This window comes from Agrobacterium genomosp. 2 str. CFBP 5494, from assembly GCF_900013495.1.
Taxonomy (GTDB): domain Bacteria; phylum Pseudomonadota; class Alphaproteobacteria; order Rhizobiales; family Rhizobiaceae; genus Agrobacterium; species Agrobacterium pusense.
Genome location: NZ_LT009719.1, coordinates 205453 through 228128, shown reverse-complemented (window position 1 = coordinate 228128; position 22676 = coordinate 205453). Strand labels below are relative to the sequence as shown.

Sequence of the window (22676 nt, the reverse complement as noted above, 5' to 3'; positions counted from 1 at the left end):
TTTCCTTGTTCTTATCCACCCTCATCTTCGGCTTGATGCTGGGAGGGACCTATGCGCTGATCGCGCTTGGACTTTCGCTGCAATATGGCATCGCCCGCATCATGAACCTCGCTTATGGCGAAGTGCTGATCGCGGCTGCCTTCATCACCTTCGTTCTGTTTTCCGGTTACGGGCTTTCGCCGCTCTGGTCGCTTTTCATCATCGTACCGCTCGGTTACGGCCTTTCTTTCGCGATCTACCGCGTCATGATGCGGCCGCTGGTGCGCCGTTCGGGCGGCTCTGGCCGTCTGGAAGTCGATTCCATTCTGGCAACCTTCGGACTGCTCTTCGTTATCCAGGGCATCATGCTCGTGGCGTTCGGCGGCAATTACCATTCCTATTCCTATCTCGCCGATGGAGTCGATATATTCGGCACGACGGTGGCAATGAACCGGCTTCTGTCTTTCGGCTTGTCCGTCCTGATTGGCGGTGGGCTTTATCTGGCGCTCACCCACAGCCGCTGGGGTCTTAACCTGCGGGCAGTGGCGCTGTCGCCCCGTTCCGCGCCGCTGGTCGGCATCGATGTGAACCGTGTGGCTTCCCTCGGCTTTGCTCTCGGTGGCGCACTCGCCGTGGCGGGCGGGGTGATGATCTCGATGTACCAGACCTTTTCCGCCTCCTATGGCGTGGTCTTCACCATGAAGGCGCTTGTCGTCGTCATCATGGGCGGTATCGGCAATCTGCTCGGCGCGCTGGTCGCCGGGCTGCTGCTCGGTCTCGTGGAAACCTTTGTGCTGGTTTATGTCGATCCCGGCCTCACACTTGCCGCCACCTACCTGCTCTTTCTCATGGTCCTGCTTTGGCGTCCGGAAGGCATCTTCGCAAGGAGGGGCAAATGATTCCGCTTCTGATCGGCCTCGCCGCAGCCGCGCTGCTGGCGCTTTCCCCCTTCTTCTTCGATGCCTATGGTGTCGGCGTCATCATCGGCCTTCTCGGTTATGCCACGCTTGCTTCCGCCTGGGCCATGTTCTCCGGTCCGACCCGCTATATATCGCTCGCCACCGTCGCCTTTTTCGGTGTCGGGGCCTATACGGTCGCGGTGCTGAGCGAGGTCTTGCCCTGGCCGCTCGTCCTCCTGTGCTCCGCCCTTGTCGGCGCGGCGCTTGCCTTCGTCGTCGGGCTTTCCACGCTGCGCGTCGCTGGCATTTATTTCGTGATCTTTTCCTTCGGCCTTGCCGAACTCATCCGCCAGCTCATCACATGGTATGAAGTGAATGTGACCGGAACGCTCGGGCGCTATATCTTCCTGCCGCTGGAGCCGCAGCATGTCCTCTGGCAATTGCTGGCGCTGGCCGCCGTTACTCTTGTCCTGTCGACTCTCATCGACCGCAGCAAGCTCGGCCTGGCGCTGAAGGCAATCGGCGATGATGAGGTGGTGGCCGCCCACGCAGGAATTAATCTTGCCCGCACCAAGCTGGCGCTCTTCGTGCTGTCCGCCACCATCATCACGCTTGTTGGCGCCATCCAGGCCCCGCGCTGGGTCTATATCGAGCCGGCCATCGTCTTCAATCCTCAGGTTTCCTTCCTCACCGTGATCATGGCCCTGCTTGGCGGAGCGACGCGCCGCTGGGGACCCATCCTCGGTGCTGTGCCGCTGTTCCTGCTGTTCGAATGGCTGGGCGCCAATTTCCCCAACCATTTTTCCATCATTCTCGGCGCTCTCTTCATCCTCATCGTCTTTGTGTTGCCGGATGGCGTGCTGGCGGCGCTGGAGAAGTTGCGCAAAAAGGAGAAGATGGCATGAGCACGGTTCTCGAAATTGCTGATATCCGCAAGACCTTCGGCGGGCTGAAGGCAGTGGACGGTCTGGGCCTGACTATCAAGGCTGGCGAGGTCGTGGGGCTGCTCGGGCCGAACGGTTCCGGAAAGACGACGCTGATGAACCTGATTTCGGGCGCGCTGAAGCCGACGGAGGGATCAATCCGGCTGGAAGGGCAGGAGATTGCCGGCCGGCGGCCGGATGCGATTGCGCGCGCCGGCGTGGCGCGCACCTTCCAGCTCGTGCGGCTTTTGCCTTCGCTCTCCCTGCTGGACAATGTCGCGGTTTCGGCCATGTTCGGGCCGCAGCGGTTGTCCCGCCCAGCGGCGGAGAAGGTCGCGCGCACCTGTCTGCAAAGAATAGGGCTGGCGGGGCGGGAAGTCATGCCGGCCGGCGATCTCACCTATATCAATCAGAAGCGCCTCGAACTGGCGCGTGCGCTTGCGGGCGAACCGAAGCTTCTGCTTCTTGACGAATGGCTCGCAGGCCTCAACCCCACGGAGCTGCAAGAGGGGATCGCGCTGATCCGGCGGCTGGCATCGGAAGGGACGACCATCCTGCTGGTGGAACATATCATGGCGGCCGTGCGCGCCCTTTGCCCGCGCTCCGTGGTCATGGCGGCCGGCCGCAAGATCGCCGACGGGCCGACGGCAGCGGTGCTTGATGATCCGCAGGTTATCTCCGCATATCTGGGAGCGGCACATGCTTGAAATAGATGCGTTAACAATCCGCTACGGCAAACATCTCGCTGTTGATGGCATATCGCTCAATGTTGCGAAGGGCGAAACCGTGGTTCTGCTTGGCGCCAATGGCGCCGGCAAGTCGTCGCTGCTGAAAGCCGTCGGCGGCATGGTTGTGCCGGCGTCCGGCGAAGTGCGCGTCGACGGTGCGTCGCTTGCCGCTGTTACTCCTCATCGGATCGTGGACTGCGGCGTGGCGCTGGTGCCAGAAGGACGCGGAATTTTCCCGGCGCTGACGGTGGAGGATAATCTTCGCCTCGGCGCTAATCCCCGCCATGCCCGTTCAGCAGAGAAAGTGACACGGGAGCATATTTTCTCGCTGTTTCCGCGTCTCGCCGAACGCCGGCAGCAGCTTGCCGGCACCATGTCCGGCGGCGAACAGCAGATGGTCGCCATCGGGCGGGCGCTGATGTCGGCACCGGATTATCTCTTGCTGGACGAGCCGAGCCTGGGTCTTGCGCCCATCGTCACGCAGGAACTTTTTGCCGCCCTGGCCGAGATCAAGAAGAGCGGCCTTTCCCTTCTGCTCGTGGAGCAGAATGTGCGCGAAAGCCTGGCGCTGGCCGACCGGGGTTATTTGCTGGAAGCGGGGCGTATCGTCGGGACAGGTTCAGCTGAAGCCCTCTCCGCCGATGCCGCCGTGCAACGGGCGTTTCTCGGCGGCACCACCGCCGCCATTGTCTGAATTCAGGAGGAAGACCATGCAGACTGTCAATCTTTTCATCGGTGGCGACCATTGCCCGGCCGCGAACGGAAAGCGCTTCGAGCGTCACAATCCGATCACCGGCGACGTCGCGACCAGCGCGGCGGCGGCAACGGTGGAGGACGCTACCCGTGCGGCCGATGCTGCCGCGGCCGCCTTTCCCGTCTGGTCGGCCACATCGCCCGGCGAGCGCCGCCGCCTGCTGCTGGCGGCGGCTCAGGCGCTGCTCGCCGCCGGGCCTGACATTACCCAGGCGATGAAGGAAGAAATCGGCGCGACCGATGCCTGGGCTGGTTTCAATGTAAAGCTCGCAAGCGATATGCTGGTGGAGGCCGCAAGCCTGACCACCCAGATCAAGGGCGAGATCATTCCCTCCAACCGTCCCGGCACCATGGCGATGGCGCTGCGCCAGCCGGCGGGCGTTGTGCTGTCCATCGCGCCGTGGAATGCGCCGGTCATTCTCGGCGTGCGCTCCATCGCCACGCCGCTGGCTTGCGGCAATACGGTGGTGATGAAGACTTCGGAGCTTTGCCCTCGTACCCATGCGCTGATCATCGAGGCGGTGGCGTCGGCAGGTCTGCCGAAGGGCGTGCTCAATGCCGTCTCCAATGCGCCGGAGGATGCAGCAAAGATCGTCGACACGCTGATTGCGCACTCCGCTGTCAGACGCGTCAACTTCACCGGGTCAACCCGCGTTGGCCGCGTGATTGCCGAAACGGCCGGCCGTTACCTGAAACCGGCGCTGCTGGAACTCGGCGGCAAGGCGCCGTTCATCGTGCTTGATGATGCCGATATCGACGCCGCTGTCGCGGCGGCCGCCTTCGGCGCCTACATGAACCAGGGCCAGATCTGCATGTCGACGGAGCGCATCATCGTGCTCGACAGCGTTGCCGATACATTCGTGCAGGCCTTCGCCAAAAAAGCGTCCAACCTCACGGCCGGGGACCCTCGCGAGGGAAAAACACCGCTCGGCTCACTGGTCAGCGCCGAAGCGACGTCACGCATAAGGGCGCTGGTGGACGACGCCGTGTCCAAAGGCGCAAAGCTGGTCGCGGGCGGTGGCGGTACCGGCACCATGCTCGATGCCATCGCCATCGATGGCGTCACTCCCGCAATGCGGATTTATTCCGAGGAAAGTTTCGGTCCGGTCGTTTCCATCATCAGGGCCGGCAGCGTCGATGAGGCGGTAAGCATAGCCAATGAAACAGAGTTTGGTCTTTCCGCCGCGATTTTCGGCAGGGACCAGGCGCGGGCGCTTGCCATTGCCGCGCGGATCGAAAGCGGCATATGCCACATCAACGGGCCGACTGTTCACGATGAGGCGCAGATGCCTTTCGGCGGGGTCAAGGCCTCCGGTTACGGCCGCTTCGGCGGCACGGCGGGCATTGCGGAATTCACCGAATTACGCTGGGTCACGCTGCAGGACGGGCCGCTGCATTATCCGATCTGAACCGGACGCCGGGGGCGGCTGCGGCGGCCTCACCGCCGCTCGTCGATCAGCCAGCCGGTGAGTTTTCTCACCGCGCTGTCGCTGCTTTTCGGCCGCATCAACCAGTAGCCGCGCCCCGGTGCATCGAGGCTGGGGCCTGCCGTGACCAGTACGCCAGCCTCGAGCAGTGGATCGACGAGCCCGGCCCAGCCGAGCGCAAAGCCCTGTTCTCCAATGGTCGCCTGAACCACCATGGTGTAATTGTTGAAGCTGATGTCGCCGCCGTCGTTTTCGGGGCCTCTCTGAACGCCGAAATGCTTGAAATAGGAAGGCCAGTCGAACCAGTGCGCTGATGAGGTATTTTCGAGGTGGATGAGTTTCCGCCGCGAAAAATCAGCAACGCCTGCGGGCGCCGGCGTTGCTGCCAAAAACGCAGGTGAACAGACCGGCGTGACTTTTTCCGAAAGCAGCAGTACGGCCCCGTCACCCGCCTCTTGCCGGGTGCCGAAAATGATCATCACGTCGCTGTCATGCTTGCCCTGACCCAACGGGTCCTGCGTGGCGACGATCTGGATGTTGATGTCAGGGTTGAGCGCTCGAAATCCGTGCATCCGCGGAATGAGCCACAATGACGAAAAGGCATAGTCGGTATGCAGGCGGATGGTCTGGCGTTCCTCCGTTCGCCGAAGCTGCTGCGCGAGGAGATCAATGGCATCGACATTGCGGGAGACGATCTCGAACAGCCTTTGTCCCTCTGCCGTCAGATCGATGCCGCGATGTTTGCGGCGGATGAGCGCCACCCCAAGCTCCTCTTCGAGCCTGCGCATCTGATAGCTGACGGCAGGCTGGGTGAGCCGCAGGGAGCCCGCCGCCGCCGTCAGGCTGCCTTGGCGGGCAACCTCGGTAAAGATGCGCATCCATCCGAGATCGAGCGGCCGGTCTGACATCAAATTTCCTTATATCCCTTATCGAAAAATACCTGCTTCACAGGCAAAAACAATGTGGTGTTCAATAAACTGGACTAATACAAGGGGAGCCGCAATGAAAACCGTTTCTCATCTGCACCGCATCGCCGCCGGCCTGTTCCTGTCCGTGGCGGCCTTCTCCACCCCGCTTCAGGCGGCCGATGACGCGTCCTGCAAGCTCGTACGTCTAAGCGATCCCGGCTGGACGGATATTACCGCAACCAATGGCGTCGCCTCGGTACTGCTCGATGCATTGGGTTATGAAGCCGACGTCAAGACGCTTTCCGTGCCCATTGGCTATCAGGCGATGAAGAACGGCGAAATCGACGTTTTCCTCGGGAACTGGATGCCGGCGCAGAAATCCTTCGTAGATGACCTCAATTCGGCGAAAGCTGCCGAGGTCTTGACGAAGAATCTCGAGGGCGCCAAGTTCACGCTGGCGGTGCCTTCCTACATGGCGGAGAAGGGCGTGAAGGATTTCGCCGATCTCGCCAAACATGCCGATGAATTCGAGAGCAAGATTTACGGCATCGAGCCCGGCGCACCCGCCAACCAGAATATCCAGAAGATCATAGACGCCAATGATTTCGGCCTTAAAGGCTGGCAGCTCGTCGAATCCGGTGAGCAGGCCATGCTGGCGCAGGTGGAACGGGCGGGCCGGGATAAGAAGGCCGTGGTCTTCCTTGCCTGGGCGCCGCATCCGATGAACGAGAAGATCGATATCGCCTATCTCTCCGGCGGTGACGCCTATTTCGGCCCGAATTTCGGCGGCGCAGAGGTTTATACGCTTGCCCGCACCGGCTGGCCGGAAAAATGCCCCAACGCGGCGGCGCTCTTCAAAAACCTGAAGTTCGATATCGGCATGGAAAATACCCTCATGGGTTCGATTCTCGGCGGAGAGGATTCCAAAGCCGCGGCAGCGGCCTGGGTGAAGGCCAACCCCAAAGCGCTGGATGGCTGGCTGCAGGGCGTTACCACGCTGGATGGAAAACCGGGTGCGGATGCCGTTAAGGGCAAGCTTGGTCTCTGAGCCGGAAAGTGGAAATGCCGCGTCCCAATATCCTCATTCTGATGGTCGACCAGTTCAACGGGACGTTGTTTCCCGATGGACCGGCCGATTTTCTCCATGCGCCGCATCTGAAAGCCTTGGCGGAGCGGTCTGTACGCTTCGCCAATACCTATACGGCCAGCCCGCTTTGTGCGCCGGCCCGCGCCTCCCTGATGTCCGGGCAATTGCCAAGCCGGACGCGGGTTTACGACAATGCCGCCGAGTTCGCCTCCGACATTCCGACCTATGCGCACCATCTGCGGGCAGCCGGTTATTACACCGGTCTCTCAGGCAAGATGCATTTCGTCGGGCCTGACCAGCTGCACGGCTTCGAAGAGCGCCTGACGACCGACATCTATCCCGCGGATTTTGGCTGGACGCCCGATTATGCCAAGCCGGGCGAGCGGATCGACTGGTGGTATCACAATCTGGGTTCGGTGACGGGTGCAGGGGTTGCCGAAATCACCAACCAGATGGAGTATGACGACGAGGTAGCCTACCACGCCACCCGCAAGCTCTATGACCTGTCTCGTCGGCTCGATGACCGGCCGTGGTGTCTGACGGTCAGCTTCACCCATCCGCACGATCCCTATGTGGCGCGGCGGAAATTCTGGGATCTCTATGAGGATTGCCCGGCGCTCGATCCGCAGTCGGAGGCCATTGCTTTCGATCAGCAGGACCCGCATTCGAAACGGTTGCTGGAAGCCTGTGACCACAATGCCTTCGATATTTCGCCGGAGCAGATACGCCGGGCACGCCGCGGTTACTTCGCCAACGTCTCCTATATCGACGAGAAGGTCGGCGAAATCCTTGGCGTCCTGAAGGCGACGCGGATGGAGGAGGACACCATCGTCCTCTTCCTTTCAGACCATGGCGATATGTTGGGTGAGCGCGGCCTGTGGTTCAAGATGTGCTTCTTCGAGGGCTCGGCCCGCGTACCGCTGATGATCGCCGCGCCAGGATGGCAGCCGGCATTGATCGATACGCCGACCTCGACACTGGATGTGACGCCGACGCTGTGCGGTCTGGCAGGGCTTGATATCACCTCGCTTAAACGCTGGACGGATGGCGAGGATCTGGCGCCGTTGGCTGCTGGCACCGGCGGGCGCGGCCAGGTGCCGATGGAATATGCGGCCGAAGGCTCGATCTCGCCGCTCGTCGCCATCAGGGACGGTCGATACAAATTGTCCGTCTGTGAGGCCGATCCGCCGCTGCTTTACGATCTGGATGCCGATCCCGAAGAGCGCACGAATCTCGCTGGCGATCCCGCTTTCAGCGACGTGCTCTCGTCGCTTTCCGCCGAAATTGGCCGGCGGTGGCAGTTGCCGGTGTTCGACGCCGCCGTTCGCGAAAGTCAGGCGCGGCGCTGGGTGGTCTACAAGGCGCTGCGCAACGGCGCCTATTACCCGTGGGACTACCAACCCTTGCAGAAGGCTTCGGAACGCTACATGCGTAACCACATGGACCTCAACGTGCTGGAAGAAAACCAGCGTTTTCCGCGCGGCGAGTGAGGCGGGCAAGGTGCCTCAAGCGGTGGTCGACACCCTCGGCGCGCCGCCCGCCGCCTGCACGGCAAGACTGCCCGCGGCAACCCCGGCTGTGAGGCATTGCTGTTCGTCCCTGCCTTGAAGCCAGGCATCAAGAAAACCGGCATTAAAGGCGTCGCCGGCGCCGGTCGTATCGACGACGGGTACGTCCTGGGCTGCCAGATGCTGCAAGCCCCTTCGACAAGATATCCACGCGCCCTGCGCGCCGCCTTTCAGCGCCACGACGGGAAAGGCCTCTGACAGGGCGTGGATGGCTCGTTCCGGGTCAGAATGCCCCGTGATTGCTTCCGCCTCTTCGAGATTGGGCAAAAACACGTCGACACCGGCACAGGCCTTCAGCAGCCCCTTGTCGTAAATCAGCGAAGCATCCCAGCTTGGATCGAGCGATACTGACAATCCGCTTGCCTTGGCGCGTGAAACCAGATCAGGCATCTCATGCAGCGTGGCGAATTCGGCGATGTGCAGATGCCGGGCGTTATCCCACGCGAAGGCGGCATCGAGCGTCGAGGGACGGGCGGCACCGGCGCGTCGCGTCAAAAATGCCCGGTCCTGGCCAACCACCGTCGCCACCGTCACCTGCGGTCCGGCATCTGCTGCATGTTCCAGAAACCGCAGGTCGACGCCGCTTTGCGCCATTTTCTCACCGATATCGCGCGAAAATGTATCGGTGCCGAGCCTTGCGAGCAGAGCAACCGGGCGTCCGACGTGGGCAAAATGGGCGGCGGCAATGAAGGCTCCGCCGCCGGGGGCGATTTCCATGTCTCGGGCAAACAGTTCCCGGCCGAGCACTGGCAGTTCATTAAGACCGGTGAAAATGAGGTCACAATAGATCCGGCCGATGCTGATGACGGCAGTTTTTTCCGTTGTCATCATGCGCGGCCCAGAAGCTTTTCCGTCTTGGCGTCAAAAAGATAAAGCGAACCTCGCGCCGCCTGGCATTGCAGCCTGCCGCCGACGGCCGGAATGGTTTTGCTTCTCGCCGTGGCGATTACCGAACTGGTGTCGGTGTCCAGATGGACAAGCGTCTCCGGCCCGAGCGGCTCGACTGCCGTTACCGTTCCTTCCAGGGTAAACGTCCCCTGAGCGGACCCAGACTCGCCAACAAGCAGATCATGCGGCCGGACGCCGATCAGAAGCTCACCCGTGGCGGACGGCGCGACGCTGTCGCCGGCTCTGGTTCCGCGCAGCAGGTTCATCGAGGGGCTGCCGATGAAGCGTGCGGTCAAGATATTGACGGGTGTTTCATAAAGTTCCGTTGGCGTGCCGACCTGCAGGATGTGGCCGTCCTTCATGACGACGATCCTGTCGGCCATGGTCATGGCTTCCACCTGATCGTGGGTGACATAAACGGTTGTCGTCTTAAGACGCTGATGCAAGCGCTTGATTTCAATACGCATCTGTGCGCGCAGCTGGGCGTCTAGGTTAGACAGTGGCTCATCGAACAGGAAGGCGGCGGGATCGCGCACCATGGCGCGGCCGATGGCGACACGCTGCCGCTGGCCGCCTGACAGGGCCGCCGGCCGCCGGTCGAGCAGGGCCTCCAGACCGAGCACCCGGCCGGCCTCCTCGATGCGGCGGTTCTTTTCCTCGCGGTCAAGCTTCGAGGTGTAGAGGCCAAAGCCGATGTTCTGGCGAACCGTCATATGCGGATAGATCGCATAGTTCTGGAAGACCATCGCGATGTTGCGCTGTTTCGGTTCCTTCTCATTGACGATGTCGCCGCCGATCTTCAGCGCTCCGTCGGAGATTTCTTCCAGCCCGGCGATCATTCTGAGGGTGGTGGATTTGCCGCAGCCGGACGGGCCGACAAAAACGACGAACTCGCCGTCTTCAATGGCAAGATCGATGCCCTTGACCGCCTCGACCTTGCCATAGCGCTTCACGAGTTTATTGAGTTCGATTGTCGCCATCATCGGGCTCCCGTCAGGGCGGTGAATTTCTCTGTGAGTTCCGCGGCCTTTGCCGCTTCGTGATCGGCGGATCGCCGTGCTTCCGCCTCGAATGCAGCAAGCCTGTTGCGATAGGTGGCAATCGCCTCCCGCATCGGTTCGGGGGCAGGGCCGCCGAAACGGCTGCGTACGGCAACGAAGTGCTCGGGCGAAACGATCTGCCTGAATTTTTCCTCATCGATCCCGGTTTGCCGCCCTGTCAGCTCATGGAACGCCTTGAGGAACGGCTGGTAACCGTCGTTCGGCAGATCGCCTTTCAGCGCGACGACGCTCTTGGCAACAGTCGCGGCAATCTCATGGGCCTGGCGGAAAGACAGGTCTTCGATGCGGACAAGCGAATCCGCCAGTTCCGTGATGGTGATACACGACCGGCGGATGTTCTGGTCGACCCTTTCGGGATCGATGCTGATCTGGCCAACGAGGCTGGCAAGAAGATCGAGAACCCGGCCGGCAGAGGCGAAGGCTTCGTAACCCATGCCCTGCGTTTCGCCCTCACTGTCATTCATGTCGGTGAAGGGCGTATTATGCATCACATCCAGCACCGTGCGCGCCCGCCCGAATGTCTGGCTGGCGAGGTGGCGCAGATGTTCAATCGGCACCGGGTTTCGCTTCTGCGGCATGATCGAGGAAATCTGCACCAGCGCATTCGGCACGTAGATCTGGCCAACCTCGAAACTCGTCCAGAACTGGAAATCCTGGATGAGCCGTCCGAGATGCAGGAACATCAGCTCGATCGCGCCATAGGTCGCGGTCGTGTAATCCACGGCGGCGATGCAGGAATAGGAATTGCGTAAGGGTGCAGCAAAGCCCAGCAATTCGGCGACCCGCGCCCGATCGATGGGAAAGCCCGAGGTGGTGATGGCGGCAGCGCCCATCGGCGAAAGATCGACGATGCGGCGCGCCTCCGCAAAACGTTCGATATCCCGGATCAGCACCTCGATCGCTGCCGAAAGGTAGTGGCCGAAGGTGGTGGGCTGGGCCGGCTGCCCATGGGTGTAAGCCACGATCAGCGTGGCTTGATTGCGTTCGGCGGCATCGATCAGCGCTTTCAGCAGGACACGCGCCTTGACGGTGAGCGTGTCGATCTTTTCCTTGAGGCCGATCTTGAACAGCGTGTGATCGATATCGTTGCGCGAACGGGCCGTGTGCAGGCGGCCGGCGACGTCAACGCCGATGCGGGCTTTCAGCTCTTTCTCGATCAGGAAGAAGAAATCCTCGACTTCGCCGGTATAAACAAGCTCCGCGGGTTCGATGGTTTTGTCGATGTCTTCGAGTGCGCCGGCGATCTTGGCCGCCGTCTCGGCATCAAGAATGCCGGTTTCGCGCAGCATGACGAGGTGGGCGCGGTCTATGCGGCGGAACCCATCTACGTGGTGGTTCTTGGCGCCGTCGAAAAGCGGGCGCAGCACGGTTTCCTTGTAGACGGGGTCGGGAAACTTGCTGGTATCCGACTGGCGCGGGTTGATATCGGTCATGATGTTATCCTTTCAGACCCGCCAGCATCACACCGCGAACGATGTAGCGTTGCAGGACGATGAAGACGATGAGGGTGGGGATGGTCGCAATCGCTGCGCCCGTCATGATCATTTCCCACTGGATCTGCTGTTCCACGGCAAAGCTCGAAAGGCCGACCGGCAGGGTGTAGAGCTCCTTGCTTGTCGTGACGATCAATGGCCAGAAGAATGCTGTCCAGTTCCCGAGGAAGGTGAAGATCGCGAGTGCGGAGAGTGCAGGCGTCACCAGCGGCAGGGCGACTTTCCACCAGATCTGGAATTCGTTCAGCCCGTCGACGCGCGCGGCCTCGATAAAGTCGTTGGGGACTGTCTCGAAGAACTGCTTCATCAGGAAGGTGCCGAAGGCCGTCATCATGCCCGGGAACATGATGCCCCAGTAGCTGTCGAGCCAGCCCAGCTGGCTGGACATCAGATACCAGGGAATGACGAGCATTTCGGTCGGGATCATCAGCGTCGACAGGATGGCGAGGAAAATGAAATAGCGGCCGCGAAACTCGAACTTCGCCAGCGTGTACCCGACCAGACTGTCAAAGAAGCAGTTGGAGACGGTAACGATGACCGCAACCAGCATGGAGTTGAAGAACCAGCGCAGGAAACGGCCGTCGGCCATGACCGTGATATAGTTGGCAAGCGTCGGTGCTGCGGGAATGAGCCTGAGATCATAGACTTGGTCCGCCGTCTTGAACGAGGTCGAGAACATGAATAGTAGCGGCGAAACCATGATCAGACCGCCGATGAACAGCAACGTCCAGGCGAGAATGCGACCGGGGCGGATACGGGCGTGGGAAAGTGGCTTTGCTTCGCTCATTTCTTTTCCCTCAGGACCCAGAGCTGGATCAGCGATACGACGAGAAGAATGGTAAACAGGACGACCGTCTGCGCTGCGGCATAACCCATGGCATAGGAATTGAACGCCGTCTGATAGATCATCAGCACAAGCGGTTTGGTTGAGCCGAGCGGTCCGCCCGGATCATTGGTCGTCATGTTGTAGACCTGGTCGAAGATGCGCAGGAAACCGATGGACGAGAAGACCACGAGGAAGACCGTGGTGGGTTTCAGAAGCGGAAGCGTGATCTTGCGCAGGATCGCCCATTCGCCCAGCCCGTCGATGCGGGCGGCTTCGTAAAATGTCGTTGGAATGGCGCGCAGCCCGGCCATGAAGATGATGATCTGGAAGCCAAGGCCTGCCCAGATGGCTGTCACCATGATCGAATAAAGCGCCTGGTCCGTAGAGCGGATGAAGGGTTGCTGCGGAATGCCGAGAATTGCGAAGACGTCGTTGATGATGCCGATGGGCGGCGGTTGATAGAACCAGCGCCAGACCCAGGCCATCGCGGCCGCCGTCGTCAGATAGGGCAGGAAATAAAGCGCGCGGATGAAACCGTGCAGGATGCGTACGCGGTCGAGATAAAAGGCGATGACGAAGGCGAGCACGAGGCTGATCGGCGTGCCGACGATGAGATACGCAAAGGTGTTCTTGAACACCTTCCAGAATTGCGGGTCCTTGAAGAGCTTGACGTAATTGGTGACGCCAATGAACTTTGCCGGCCTCAGCAGGTCCCAGTTGGTGAAGGACAGGTAGAAGGCCTGCAGCGTCGGGTAAAAACGGATGATGCTGTAAAACAGGATAGGGATCGCCAGAAAGCTCCATATCCATAAGAGCCGTTTCGTGCGCATGGAAAGACGGTCCCCAAAGGAGCCGCCGGGGCGGCCGGATACCGCCCCCTGTTGATCTGTCGCTGTCATGGTTGGACCTGCGGTTTTCAGGGTTTCGCCGCGTCGATGATTTCCTGCTCGGCCTCGGCGGCCTGCTTGATGGAATCTTCAACCGACTGGCCCTCGAGCAGGACCCGGTTGGTCATGTCAATGGCGTTCTGGCGCTGGGCGGCCTCATCCATGAACAGTGTCGTGTGGGCATATTCCAGACCCTTCAGGAACGGCGCGTAGATCGGATCCTTAAGGTTTTCTTCGGTCAGCGCTGCGGAGCGTCGCGCCGGCAGTTCGCCGACTGTCTTCAGCCAGATCGCCATGGCTTCCGGTGAAGAGATATAGGCGAGGAACTTCTTGGACGCCTCAAGCTCTTCACCCGTTGTCTTGGCGCTGATGCCGTTGGCGAAATAGCTCGCATAGTTGGAGCGGATATTCTTGTCATTGGTCGGAAGTTCGGTCACGCCCCACTCGAAATCCTTGATGGTGCGGAACGAGCCCAGCCGGAAAGTGCCGTCGATGGTCATGCCCGCCTTGCCCGCACGGAAGGCGGCCTGGCCCTCATCCATGAAACCCGCCTGACCGATCTTTTTTTCGAGCTGCAGACTGGTGTAGAATTTCAGAGCCTGGATGCCGGGCTCGCTATTATATGCGACCTTCTGGTCGTTGTCGGTATAGGGCTCGCCACCATATTGGCGGATGAGCACCTCACGCCACCACTGGTGATCCTGTCCGCCCATATCGAGCGTGGAACCGGCGACGGTGAGATTGCCGGCGGCATCGTGCTTGGCGATCTTTTGCGCGGCGGCGACGAATTCATCGAGCGTCTTCGGCGGATTTGCGGGATCGAGACCCGCCTCGGTAAAGAGCTTCTTGTTGTAGAACAGTGCAAGCGAACGAACCGCGGTCGGCAGGCCGTAATAGTCCTCGCCGCGTTTCATGGCGCTGACGATCGGGAAAAATTCGCTTTCGATCTTGTCATGCGGGAAAGCGTCTGTTGGCAATGGCTGCAAAATCCCGCCCGCTGCGAACTTGTCGAGCCAGCCGTAAAACAGCTGCATCACGTCCGGGCCCTTGCCGGACATATTGGCGGCAATCACGCGCGTCTGGTAATCGGCATAAGGGAAGGTTACCTGCTTGACGGTGATGTCGGGATTGGCCTTCTGGAACTGTGCGATCAGCTCGTCCATGGCCTTCACGCGGGTGTCGAAGACATATTGCCAATATTCGATTTCAACCGCGTGCGCGGCGTTGAATGCAAATGTGCTGAAACCGGCAACCAAGCCGGCGAACAGAGTTGCCCTGCGCATGTAAGCCTCCTTTTCCTCCGCCCGGTCTTCCGGATGCGGAGCGATCGTTCCCTTTTCCGCGCTTTCGCGCGCGCTCATCGATTTGCCGGTGGCGGAGTTTCCTCTTCCGCCCGGGCAAGCCTGACCCCCGGTCGCTCTTACGGTTCTCTGAAGGCAGGCATTTGTCAATAAGATAATTTACTTGAATTATTATATTGCGCTTATCGTCGGTTCGACGCTATTAATTTTCTAACAGACGGGAAGTTGAAGAGATGACGGTGCACACGGTGGACGCTTATCCCGTAGCAATCGGAAAAAACCCTGAGCGGAGCCGCGAACATAACAGGCGAGTCGTCCTCGATATTGTCCGGCGGCACGGCTCCCTCGGCCGCGCCGAGATCGCCAAGATCACGCATCTGACGCCGCAGGCGGTCGCCAATATCGTCGATGAACTCATGGGCGAGGAGTTGCTGAAGGAGCTCGGCCGTCGTCGCTCCGGTCGCGGCCAGCCGCCGATCCAGTTTTCGGTCAACCCGGATGGCGGGGCGACGATCGGCGTGGAAATCGCCGCCGACCATATGGTCACCGTCGGTCTTGATCTCGCCGGCGTTCTTCGCACGCAGCGCATCACGCCGCTCTCGGACACGACACCGGAAGCCATATTCAAGACCTTTGCCGCCGAGCATGACGCCGTTGCCAAAAATCTAGGCTGCAGGCTGCTCGGCACCGGGGTCGTCATGCCCGGTCCCTTCGAGATCGATGGCATGACTTCGGTGGGACCGACGACGCTTTCCGGCTGGGGCGGCATTGATGCCCGGCAGATGCTGGGCGAAGCCTGCGGCCAGCCGGTCGTGGTTGAAAACGATGCCACGGCCGCAGCAGTCGGGGAACGGCTGTTTGGTGCTGGTCTGGCGATCCCGATTTTCTGCATGATCTATTTCGGCGTCGGTATCGGCCTCGGCATCATCCAGGATGGCGCGCCCTATCGCGGTGCATTCGGGAATGCCGGCGAAATCGGCCATGTGACTGTTTCGCCGAGGGGAAGGCCTTGTCCTTCCTGCGGGCAGAGAGGGTGCCTGGAGGCTTATGCCTCAGTCTATGTACTGAAGGAAAAGCTTGTATGCGCCGGTGTTGCGGATACGGAACTTGATGATCTGGAGGCCCTGTTCAAGGCAGGCCATCCCGTGGTGAGGGAATGGATCGACGAAGCTGCGGCGCATCTGGCGCCCATGGTGGCGATGCTCGAGAATATTCTCGATCCGCAGACAGTCATTCTCGGCGGCGCTCTGCCTGAGGTCATCATCAGTGAAATCATTGCACGGATGGGGCCTTTGCCGACCTCGGTCGCAAGTCGCAGGCAGCGGGAACTTCCGCGTGTCATCCATGGCAAGTCCGGGCAGTTGACTGCTGCCCTCGGCGCTGCCGCCTTGCCGCTTTTCGATATCGTCACGCCAAAACTTGAGACATCCATGGGAGCCGCAGCGCAGGCACCCGGCTGAATATTGGAGGAGACCGCCCATGCTTACCCCCCGGGAGCGCATCGAACGGCAAATGGCCGATCCGTGGCTCATACGCCTGCATCGCAGGCTGAGCGCGCTGAAGTCCACGGTGACCGTCATGCATACCGGCGCGCATCCGGACGACGAGCAGAACGGGTTGCTTGCCTATTTCCGCATGGAGCTTGGCATGCGTACCATCATCGCCTGCTCGACACGTGGCGAGGGCGGTCAGAATGCGCTGGGGCCGGAAAGGCTTGGCGCGCTCGGCGTCATCCGCTCGCGGGAGCTGGAGGAGGCGGCCCGCGTCATCGATGCGGATATCAGCTGGCTCGGCCATGGGCCGGCGGATCTCATTCATGACTTCGGGTTCTCCAAGGATGGCGACCAGACCTTTGGCCGCTGGGGGCAGCAGCGCATCATTGAGCGGCTGGTGCGCGCCTATCGCAAGGAGCGGCCGGATATCGTCATCCCGACCTTTCTCGATGTGCCGGGACAACATGGGCACCACCGCGCCATGACGCGTGCGGCAAAGAGCGCCATCGCGCTGGCGGCGGACCCTGCGGCCTATCCTGAACATCTTGCAGAGGGGCTGAAGCCGTGGCAGGTGGCGAAATATTACCTTCCCGCGTGGTCGGGCGGTGGTGACACCTATGATGACGAAGTGCCGCCGCCGGAGACGACCGTAACGGTAAACGCTCGCGGCAGGGAGCAGGCGACCGGCGCGCAATATGACCGGATCGGCGAATGGTCGCGTTATTATCACGCTTCTCAGGGAATGGGACATTGGCCTAAGCTGGCGCAGGAGGTCTGGCCGCTGCATCTCGAACTCGCCAGTGATGCAAGGGGCCAAGAACACTCGATCCTCGACGGGCTGCCGTCTTCGTTGTCAGACCTTGCGGTGTTCCCGGGCCTGGATACCGAATTGGCAAGGGCGCTGGTCAAGGCGGAACAGGCGATAAGCGAAGCGATATCAGCCTTTCCCGACAGGCAGCGGATCACGGCGTCACTTCTTGCGGCGGCAGCGCTTTTGCAGACGGTGGACGAATCCGCCACTGCGGATTTCAGGGAAGTGCACGGACATCGGATCGGGCGCAAGCGGGCGCAGGTCGATGCCGCCATCCTGACGGCGCTTGATGTTTTCGAGCGGGCCTACGCCGAGCCGGCGGAGATCGTTCCGGGCGGAACGTCGGTTCTTTCCGTGGAGCTTTCAGATAAGGCGGCTCACATTGACGTTGAGGTCACCCCGGTCCTGCCATCAGGTGTATCGTCATCCATCCAGTCGCTTGGCGAGAGGCGGGTCTTTACGCTTGTCGCGGATCAGGATGCACCTGTTTCCGGGCTGTATCAGCCTGACTGGAAAGCCATGGGCGGCAATGGCCATGCCTCAGTGCGGCTTTCCGCAAAGGTTGAAGGCAGAACGGTTTCGGCCGCCTTCGACCTTGGGGAACCGTTTTTTGTGACGCCGGCGCAGTCGCTGACGATTGCGCCGGACGCTCTTCTGGTTCCCCTCGGACAGCGGCAGGAGGCGCATGTCTTTCAGGCGCATATAAAGGGCGCCGATGCGTTGCTGTCGTTCAGTAATTCGGGCGGCTGGAACCTGCGCAAGAACGGCGGCGACTGGATTGCCGAACGTAACGGCGAGGCTCGGGTGGGCCTTGCCCAGATCGAGGCGCTTGTCGGTGCGCAACCCGCTTTTCAGATAACGCCGATCGCTTATCCGCACATCGGTCGGGCAAGATTTCTGGCGCCGTCCGTTCTGAAGATCCTCTCGCTGGACCTGAAGCTGCCCGAGAAGGCGCGGATCGGCTATGTCGGTGGTGGTGCTGACAGGGTGGGTCTTTGGCTGTCGCGAATGGGACTCGATGTCACCGACCTCGACGCTCAGGCGCTTGGCGGGGACCTGTCTTCCTTTACGACGATCGTTATTGGCATCTTCGCCTTCGGCATCCGCAGGGATCTCGCTGCCGAGACGGAGAAACTTCACCGCTTCGTCGAAAACGGCGGTCATCTGGTCACGCTCTATCACCGGCCGACTGACGGATGGAATCCGGAAACGACACCAGTCCGGCGTCTTGAGATCGGCAAGCCTTCCCTGCGCTGGCGTGTGACCGATCCGCAGGCGGAGGTAACGGTGCTCTTGCCCGACCATCCGCTGCTTGCCGGGCCCAACAGGATTGATGCCGCCGACTGGGGGGGCTGGGACAAGGAGCGCGGGCTTTATTTCGCCTCGCGCTGGGATGATGTCTACGAGCCATTGCTCGCCATGCATGATGTCGATGAGCAGCCGCTGAAGGGTGCGCTGGTTTCGGGCGTCATCGGCAAGGGTAGGCATACCCATACCAGCCTCGTGCTGCATCACCAGATGGACAAGCTTGTGCCTGGCGCTTTCCGCCTCATGGCCAATCTTGTGCAACCGGCGTGAATGGCGACGATCAAAGCGAAGAACAGCAAGGCCCTCGCGAAACGGACACCCGCGCGGGCATAGGCTGGCTGTTGCTGGACATGACCCTTGTTGCGGGCGGTATGACCGCGCTCGTCAAGGCGCAAGGCGTCACCTATCCCGCCTTCCAGCTCGTCTTCATCAGGGCGATGATTGGCCTGATGTTCATCCTGCCACTCATCTGGCGGCACCGGGGAGAAATGGCGCGCATCCAATATCCCTGGCGTAACATTTTCCGCATCTGCTGCAATGCCATCGCACTCACCAGCAATTTCATCGCCATCACCCTGTTGCCGCTTGCGACCGTCAATGCCGTTGGTTTTTCCCGGCCATTGGTGACGATGGCGATGGCTGTCGCCTTTCTTGACGAAAGCGTGAGCCGCTTTCGCTGGGCGGGAGCCTGTCTTGCATTTGTCGGCGTTCTGGTCGTCATTGGGCCGGGCGGCGCGGAATTTGGCGTGGGCGTGATCGTTGTGCTGATATCGGTGGCGTTCGGTGCGCTTGCGGTTATCCAGACACGAGCGCTGCGGCGGGAGAACACCACTGTCATGATGGTGTTCTATACGGTGGGCCTCGCCGTCATCACCGCCATTCCGGCAATCTGGACATGGAAGCCGGTTGCGTCATTTGACTGGGTTCCGTTGCTCGGCATCGGATTGCTGGCGCAGATCGGACAATATTGCTTTCTGCGGGCCTATCGTATCGCGGATGCAAGCGTCCTTGCGCCGGTCAGCTATCTGTCGATCCTGTTTGTGACTGCGGTCGGATATTTTCTGTTCGACGAAGTGCCTGAAGCCCGCGTTGTGTTCGGCATCGTCATCATTCTCGTGTCGCTGCAATCGACTGCGCTTGCGGAATATCTCTTGAAAAGGCTGCGCCGCAAAAGATGACGGGCAGGTTCTATCGCGATTGTGCAAGGACCCGAAGCTTAATCCAGCTCAGCGCCGCAAGTTTCAAACGGTCGTAAAACGAACGGGCAAAACGCACATAGCGCATGATCCAGGCGAGCCAGCCATAGGTGAGAAGCTTTTCCCGGCCGGCATGGTAGATGCGTTCGACAATCAGGAAGGTCGAAAGATGGGCAATGATCGTCAGAACCACCCCCGACTTGAAAGCCCCATGGGCGAAGAGGACGAGGCCTATGATCTTCATCGGTTCCGCAATCGCGAAGGGAACGGCGAGACAGAGTAGAATGGCAAGGCGCGGCAGCTGCGCTATCCGGCTTTCCAGCCGCTGGATGATTTTCAGGTTCGACAGGGCCCTGATGACCGGCCGGTAGAGCGGGCGGAAAATGCCGTCGAGGACCATGGCGAAAACGATGATCGCCCTGAGCGGAAAGACGAGAATCGTCCGGATTTTGCTGTTCACCTCTGCCAGCCTCCAAAGAAGGTGTAACGCCTATTCTTAATCGCCTGAAACATGTCAAAACCAAGTCCTGTTTCGCGTCAGCCCTGCCTGACACTGGCATACATGCCGGTGGTGCGGAATTCGCTCGGATTGGTGCCGTAAAGCCTGCGGAACACCTTCGAGAAATAGTTCGGATCCTCGAAACCGCACAGCACCGAGACTTCCTTGATTGGAATGTTGGCTGCAGTCGTCAATAGCTTGGCTGCCCGTCTCAGGCGTCTTTGCAAGACGAATTCCGCCGGCGGCAGGCCTTCGCTTGCGGTGAAGATTCGGGAAAAATGCGCGCGGCTGAGACCCGCCACGGCGGCCAGGTCGCTGACGGAAAGTCGATCGCCAAGGTGGCTGTCTATATAGCTCAGCACCTGCTGCATCGTGCGATATTCGCCGCCAAAGGAAGGATGCGAGCCGAAACCATCGTCATAAAGCGTCATCGCCGCCTCATAGGCGACAGCCGACGCCGCCCCCGGTGTCTCGGCACCGTTGACGAGACGTGAGCAGCATCCGGCGAGATGATCCACCGTTTCCGGCTGCAGCTTGAGGATCGGGCCGGTGACGGAAAGAATGTTGCGGTGGATGCGGAGCGCTTCCTCGCCATTCATTGAAATCCAGAAGAACTCCCACTCCTTGCCATCTTCCAGCCAGTAGCGGTGATTGTGGGGGATGAGCAGCAGCAGGGTTTCGCCGGGCCTCACCACGTAATGACGGTTCTCATAGCGCAGGTTGCCCTGACCGCCGATGCAATATTGCAGGACGGTAAAGGGCGTCTGGCCGCGCTTGCGACCATCCCAATCATAATTGCCGCCACGGCGGATTTCATAACCGCTGCTGGTCGGCATGGTGTGCAGCGTCTGGCGGCCGCGCGGCAGCGAGACGGTTCGCATGCCGGGTCCCTGATCGATCAAATCCTGCAGCACAAAATTACCCATGAAAGCATAATCCTTCTCTGGTCCTCGCCGGTATTATACGCATAATCCCGATCCGAGGAGACAGCCAGCAGGATATTGTTGCTGAAAAATTGGAGAGGAAGGCCGGTTTTCCGGGATTCTCACGGGTATTTTTCTGCAATGCCATTTTACGATCCGTAGGCCCGTTTCACCCGTTCGATTTGCAACAGAGGTGGCGTTATGAGTTTCAAAATCGCTATTATTGGCGCAGGCAGCGTCGGTTTCACGAAAAAACTGTTCACGGATCTCCTGTGTGTGCCGGAGTTTCACGATATTGAAGTCGCGCTCACGGATATCAGCCAGCACAATCTCGATATGATCAGGGCGATCCTTGACAAGATCGTTGAGGCAAATGGTTTCCCCGTGAAGGTGACCGCCCATACCGACCGCCGCCGGGCGCTGGAGGGCGCGAAATACATCATCAGCTGCGTGCGGGTCGGCGGGCTCGAAGCCTATGCGGACGATATCCGCATTCCGCTGAAATACGGCATCGACCAGTGCGTAGGCGATACAATCTGCGCCGGCGGAATTCTCTACGGTCAGCGCAACATTCCCGTCATTCTCGATTTCTGCAAGGATATCCGCGAGGTCGCGGCACCCGGCGCAAAGTTCCTGAACTATGCCAACCCGATGGCCATGAACACTTGGGCAGCCATCGAATATGGCAAGGTGGATACGGTCGGTCTCTGCCATGGCGTTCAGCACGGGGCGGAACAGATTGCCGAAATCCTCGGTGCGAAATCCCCGGCAGAACTCGATTACATCTGCTCCGGCATCAACCACCAGACATGGTTCATCGATCTGCGGCTCAATGGCCGCAAGATCGGTAAGGAGGAGCTGGTTGCCGCGTTTGAGGCGCATCCGGTCTTCTCGCAGCAGGAGAAGCTTCGCATCGACGTGCTGAAGCGCTTCGGCGTCTATTCGACCGAAAGCAACGGCCATCTCTCTGAATATCTGCCGTGGTATCGTAAGCGGCCAGAGGAAATCGTCCGCTGGATCGACATGTCCGACTGGATTCACGGGGAAACCGGCGGTTATCTCCGCCACTCCACCGAAACGCGCAACTGGTTCGAAACGGAATTCCCGCAGTTTCTCGCCTCGGCCGACAAGCCGATCGATCCGGCAAAACGCTCCAACGAACATGCAAGCCATATTCTTGAGGCGCTGGAGACCGGGCGTGTCTATCGCGGCCACTTCAACGTCAAGAACAATGGCGTCATCAGCAATCTGCCGGCGGACGCCATCATCGAATCGCCCGGTTTTGTCGACCGTTTCGGCATCAACATGGTTTCCGGCATCACGTTGCCGGAAGCCTGCGCGGCCACCTGCATGGCGTCCATCAACGTGCAGCGCATGTCGGTCCATGCGGCAGTCACTGGCGATATCGATCTTTTGAAACTCGCCGTGCTGCATGATCCGCTGGTCGGCGCCGTCGCCACGCCGGAGGAGGTCTGGCAGATGGTTGACGAGATGGTTGTCGCTCAGGCGCGCTGGCTGCCGCAATATGCCGATGCCGTTCCGGCGGCGAAGGAGCGACTTGCGAAGTCCAGCGTCAAGACCCGTGACTGGGCGGGTGCCCTGCGCCGCAACGTGCGTTCCATCGAGGAATTGCGGGCCGAGAAATCGGCACTGAAAAAGGCCGTTTGAAGGAAAAGACATGGGAAAAGGCCGGCGGCGGAAGGGAGTTCGCCGTCCGG

General features: G+C 60.4%; 20 protein-coding genes. 11 read left to right on the top strand and 9 right to left on the bottom strand.

Annotated elements, in window-relative coordinates; translation table 11 throughout:
- Positions 1-5: 5 nt before the first annotated feature.
- Genes AGR2A_RS15955 through AGR2A_RS15935 form a run of 5 tightly spaced genes read left to right on the top strand, consistent with a single transcriptional unit; the run spans position 6 to position 4691 of the window.
- Positions 6-878, top strand: a complete 873-nt coding sequence (locus AGR2A_RS15955; protein WP_080823411.1) for a branched-chain amino acid ABC transporter permease — start codon at positions 6-8, stop codon at positions 876-878.
- Complete coding sequence (locus tag AGR2A_RS15950; protein ID WP_080823149.1) at positions 875-1783, top strand: branched-chain amino acid ABC transporter permease; 909 nt, start codon at positions 875-877, stop codon at positions 1781-1783. The genes AGR2A_RS15955 and AGR2A_RS15950 overlap by 4 nt, the downstream gene beginning before the upstream one ends.
- Complete coding sequence (locus tag AGR2A_RS15945) at positions 1780-2508, top strand: ABC transporter ATP-binding protein (protein WP_080823148.1); 729 nt, start codon at positions 1780-1782, stop codon at positions 2506-2508. Before AGR2A_RS15950 ends, AGR2A_RS15945 begins: the two co-directional genes overlap by 4 nt.
- Entirely contained in the window at positions 2501-3223 is a 723-nt protein-coding gene (locus AGR2A_RS15940; RefSeq protein ID WP_080823147.1) for an ABC transporter ATP-binding protein, read from the top strand. The genes AGR2A_RS15945 and AGR2A_RS15940 overlap by 8 nt, the downstream gene beginning before the upstream one ends.
- Before the next feature lie 16 nt (positions 3224-3239).
- On the top strand, positions 3240-4691 hold the full coding sequence (locus AGR2A_RS15935; RefSeq protein WP_080823146.1) for an aldehyde dehydrogenase: 1452 nt from the start codon (positions 3240-3242) through the stop codon (positions 4689-4691).
- Between the two features lie 29 nt (positions 4692-4720).
- Here AGR2A_RS15935 and AGR2A_RS15930 read toward each other — a convergent pair whose 3' ends face one another.
- On the bottom strand, positions 4721-5617 hold the full coding sequence (locus AGR2A_RS15930) for a choline sulfate utilization transcriptional regulator (RefSeq protein ID WP_004444701.1): 897 nt from the start codon (positions 5615-5617) through the stop codon (positions 4721-4723).
- Positions 5618-5711: 94 nt separating this feature from the next.
- On the opposite strand from AGR2A_RS15930, the gene choX reads away from it, so the two are divergent.
- On the top strand, positions 5712-6665 hold the full coding sequence (gene choX / locus AGR2A_RS15925) for a choline ABC transporter substrate-binding protein (protein WP_080823145.1): 954 nt from the start codon (positions 5712-5714) through the stop codon (positions 6663-6665).
- A gap of 14 nt (positions 6666-6679) precedes the next feature.
- On the top strand, positions 6680-8194 hold the full coding sequence (gene betC, locus AGR2A_RS15920; protein WP_080823144.1) for a choline-sulfatase: 1515 nt from the start codon (positions 6680-6682) through the stop codon (positions 8192-8194).
- 15 nt (positions 8195-8209) lie between these two features.
- On the opposite strand, the gene AGR2A_RS15915 is transcribed toward betC, so the two are convergent.
- The 6 genes from AGR2A_RS15915 to AGR2A_RS15890 are packed head-to-tail and all read right to left on the bottom strand — an operon-like array spanning position 8210 to position 14710.
- Positions 8210-9103 (bottom strand): carbohydrate kinase family protein, encoded by an 894-nt coding sequence (locus AGR2A_RS15915; protein ID WP_080823143.1) that lies wholly within the window; start codon positions 9101-9103, stop codon positions 8210-8212.
- Positions 9100-10140, bottom strand: coding sequence for an ABC transporter ATP-binding protein (locus tag AGR2A_RS15910; protein ID WP_080823142.1), 1041 nt, complete (start codon positions 10138-10140; stop codon positions 9100-9102). Before AGR2A_RS15910 ends, AGR2A_RS15915 begins: the two co-directional genes overlap by 4 nt.
- Complete coding sequence (argH, locus tag AGR2A_RS15905; protein ID WP_080823141.1) at positions 10140-11654, bottom strand: argininosuccinate lyase; 1515 nt, start codon at positions 11652-11654, stop codon at positions 10140-10142. Before argH ends, AGR2A_RS15910 begins: the two co-directional genes overlap by 1 nt.
- Before the next feature lie 4 nt (positions 11655-11658).
- Positions 11659-12501 (bottom strand): carbohydrate ABC transporter permease, encoded by an 843-nt coding sequence (locus AGR2A_RS15900; RefSeq protein ID WP_006697289.1) that lies wholly within the window; start codon positions 12499-12501, stop codon positions 11659-11661.
- A complete protein-coding gene (locus AGR2A_RS15895; protein WP_080823140.1) occupies positions 12498-13439 on the bottom strand; it encodes a carbohydrate ABC transporter permease in 942 nt (313 codons plus the stop codon). The genes AGR2A_RS15900 and AGR2A_RS15895 overlap by 4 nt, the downstream gene beginning before the upstream one ends.
- Before the next feature lie 17 nt (positions 13440-13456).
- Positions 13457-14710, bottom strand: a complete 1254-nt coding sequence (locus AGR2A_RS15890; RefSeq protein WP_080823410.1) for an extracellular solute-binding protein — start codon at positions 14708-14710, stop codon at positions 13457-13459.
- A gap of 251 nt (positions 14711-14961) precedes the next feature.
- Between AGR2A_RS15890 and AGR2A_RS15885 the strand changes: the two genes are divergently transcribed.
- The 3 genes from AGR2A_RS15885 to AGR2A_RS15875 are packed head-to-tail and all read left to right on the top strand — an operon-like array spanning position 14962 to position 19518.
- A complete protein-coding gene (locus AGR2A_RS15885; protein ID WP_080823139.1) occupies positions 14962-16188 on the top strand; it encodes an ROK family transcriptional regulator in 1227 nt (408 codons plus the stop codon).
- A gap of 19 nt (positions 16189-16207) precedes the next feature.
- The gene (locus AGR2A_RS15880; protein WP_080823138.1) at positions 16208-18610 is read left to right on the top strand and encodes a PIG-L family deacetylase; all 2403 of its coding nucleotides are present in this window, start codon (positions 16208-16210) and stop codon (positions 18608-18610) included.
- Entirely contained in the window at positions 18607-19518 is a 912-nt protein-coding gene (locus tag AGR2A_RS15875; RefSeq protein ID WP_080823137.1) for a DMT family transporter, read from the top strand. The genes AGR2A_RS15880 and AGR2A_RS15875 overlap by 4 nt, the downstream gene beginning before the upstream one ends.
- A 10-nt stretch (positions 19519-19528) precedes the next feature.
- On the opposite strand, the gene AGR2A_RS15870 is transcribed toward AGR2A_RS15875, so the two are convergent.
- On the bottom strand, positions 19529-19996 hold the full coding sequence (locus AGR2A_RS15870; protein ID WP_080823136.1) for a hypothetical protein: 468 nt from the start codon (positions 19994-19996) through the stop codon (positions 19529-19531).
- A 77-nt stretch (positions 19997-20073) separates the two neighbouring features.
- Positions 20074-20961 (bottom strand): AraC family transcriptional regulator, encoded by an 888-nt coding sequence (locus tag AGR2A_RS15865; RefSeq protein ID WP_080823135.1) that lies wholly within the window; start codon positions 20959-20961, stop codon positions 20074-20076.
- 198 nt (positions 20962-21159) lie between these two features.
- Here AGR2A_RS15865 and AGR2A_RS15860 point away from each other — a divergent pair, with 198 nt between their 5' ends.
- Entirely contained in the window at positions 21160-22626 is a 1467-nt protein-coding gene (locus AGR2A_RS15860; RefSeq protein ID WP_080823134.1) for an alpha-glucosidase/alpha-galactosidase, read from the top strand.
- Positions 22627-22676: the final 50 nt, after the last annotated feature.

Coding starts and splice junctions, on each gene's coding strand:
- AGR2A_RS15860 (WP_080823134.1), top strand. CDS start 21,160: ATGAGTTTCAAAATCGCTATTATTGGCGCAGGCAGCGTCGGTTTCACG.
- AGR2A_RS15890 (WP_080823410.1), bottom strand. CDS start 14,710: ATGCGCAGGGCAACTCTGTTCGCCGGCTTGGTTGCCGGTTTCAGCACA.
- choX (WP_080823145.1), top strand. CDS start 5,712: ATGAAAACCGTTTCTCATCTGCACCGCATCGCCGCCGGCCTGTTCCTG.
- AGR2A_RS15935 (WP_080823146.1), top strand. CDS start 3,240: ATGCAGACTGTCAATCTTTTCATCGGTGGCGACCATTGCCCGGCCGCG.
- AGR2A_RS15910 (WP_080823142.1), bottom strand. CDS start 10,140: ATGGCGACAATCGAACTCAATAAACTCGTGAAGCGCTATGGCAAGGTC.
- AGR2A_RS15915 (WP_080823143.1), bottom strand. CDS start 9,103: ATGATGACAACGGAAAAAACTGCCGTCATCAGCATCGGCCGGATCTAT.
- betC (WP_080823144.1), top strand. CDS start 6,680: ATGCCGCGTCCCAATATCCTCATTCTGATGGTCGACCAGTTCAACGGG.
- AGR2A_RS15900 (WP_006697289.1), bottom strand. CDS start 12,501: ATGAGCGAAGCAAAGCCACTTTCCCACGCCCGTATCCGCCCCGGTCGC.
- AGR2A_RS15885 (WP_080823139.1), top strand. CDS start 14,962: ATGACGGTGCACACGGTGGACGCTTATCCCGTAGCAATCGGAAAAAAC.
- AGR2A_RS15950 (WP_080823149.1), top strand. CDS start 875: ATGATTCCGCTTCTGATCGGCCTCGCCGCAGCCGCGCTGCTGGCGCTT.
- AGR2A_RS15880 (WP_080823138.1), top strand. CDS start 16,208: ATGCTTACCCCCCGGGAGCGCATCGAACGGCAAATGGCCGATCCGTGG.
- AGR2A_RS15930 (WP_004444701.1), bottom strand. CDS start 5,617: ATGTCAGACCGGCCGCTCGATCTCGGATGGATGCGCATCTTTACCGAG.
- AGR2A_RS15865 (WP_080823135.1), bottom strand. CDS start 20,961: ATGGGTAATTTTGTGCTGCAGGATTTGATCGATCAGGGACCCGGCATG.
- AGR2A_RS15940 (WP_080823147.1), top strand. CDS start 2,501: ATGCTTGAAATAGATGCGTTAACAATCCGCTACGGCAAACATCTCGCT.
- AGR2A_RS15895 (WP_080823140.1), bottom strand. CDS start 13,439: ATGACAGCGACAGATCAACAGGGGGCGGTATCCGGCCGCCCCGGCGGC.
- AGR2A_RS15945 (WP_080823148.1), top strand. CDS start 1,780: ATGAGCACGGTTCTCGAAATTGCTGATATCCGCAAGACCTTCGGCGGG.
- argH (WP_080823141.1), bottom strand. CDS start 11,654: ATGACCGATATCAACCCGCGCCAGTCGGATACCAGCAAGTTTCCCGAC.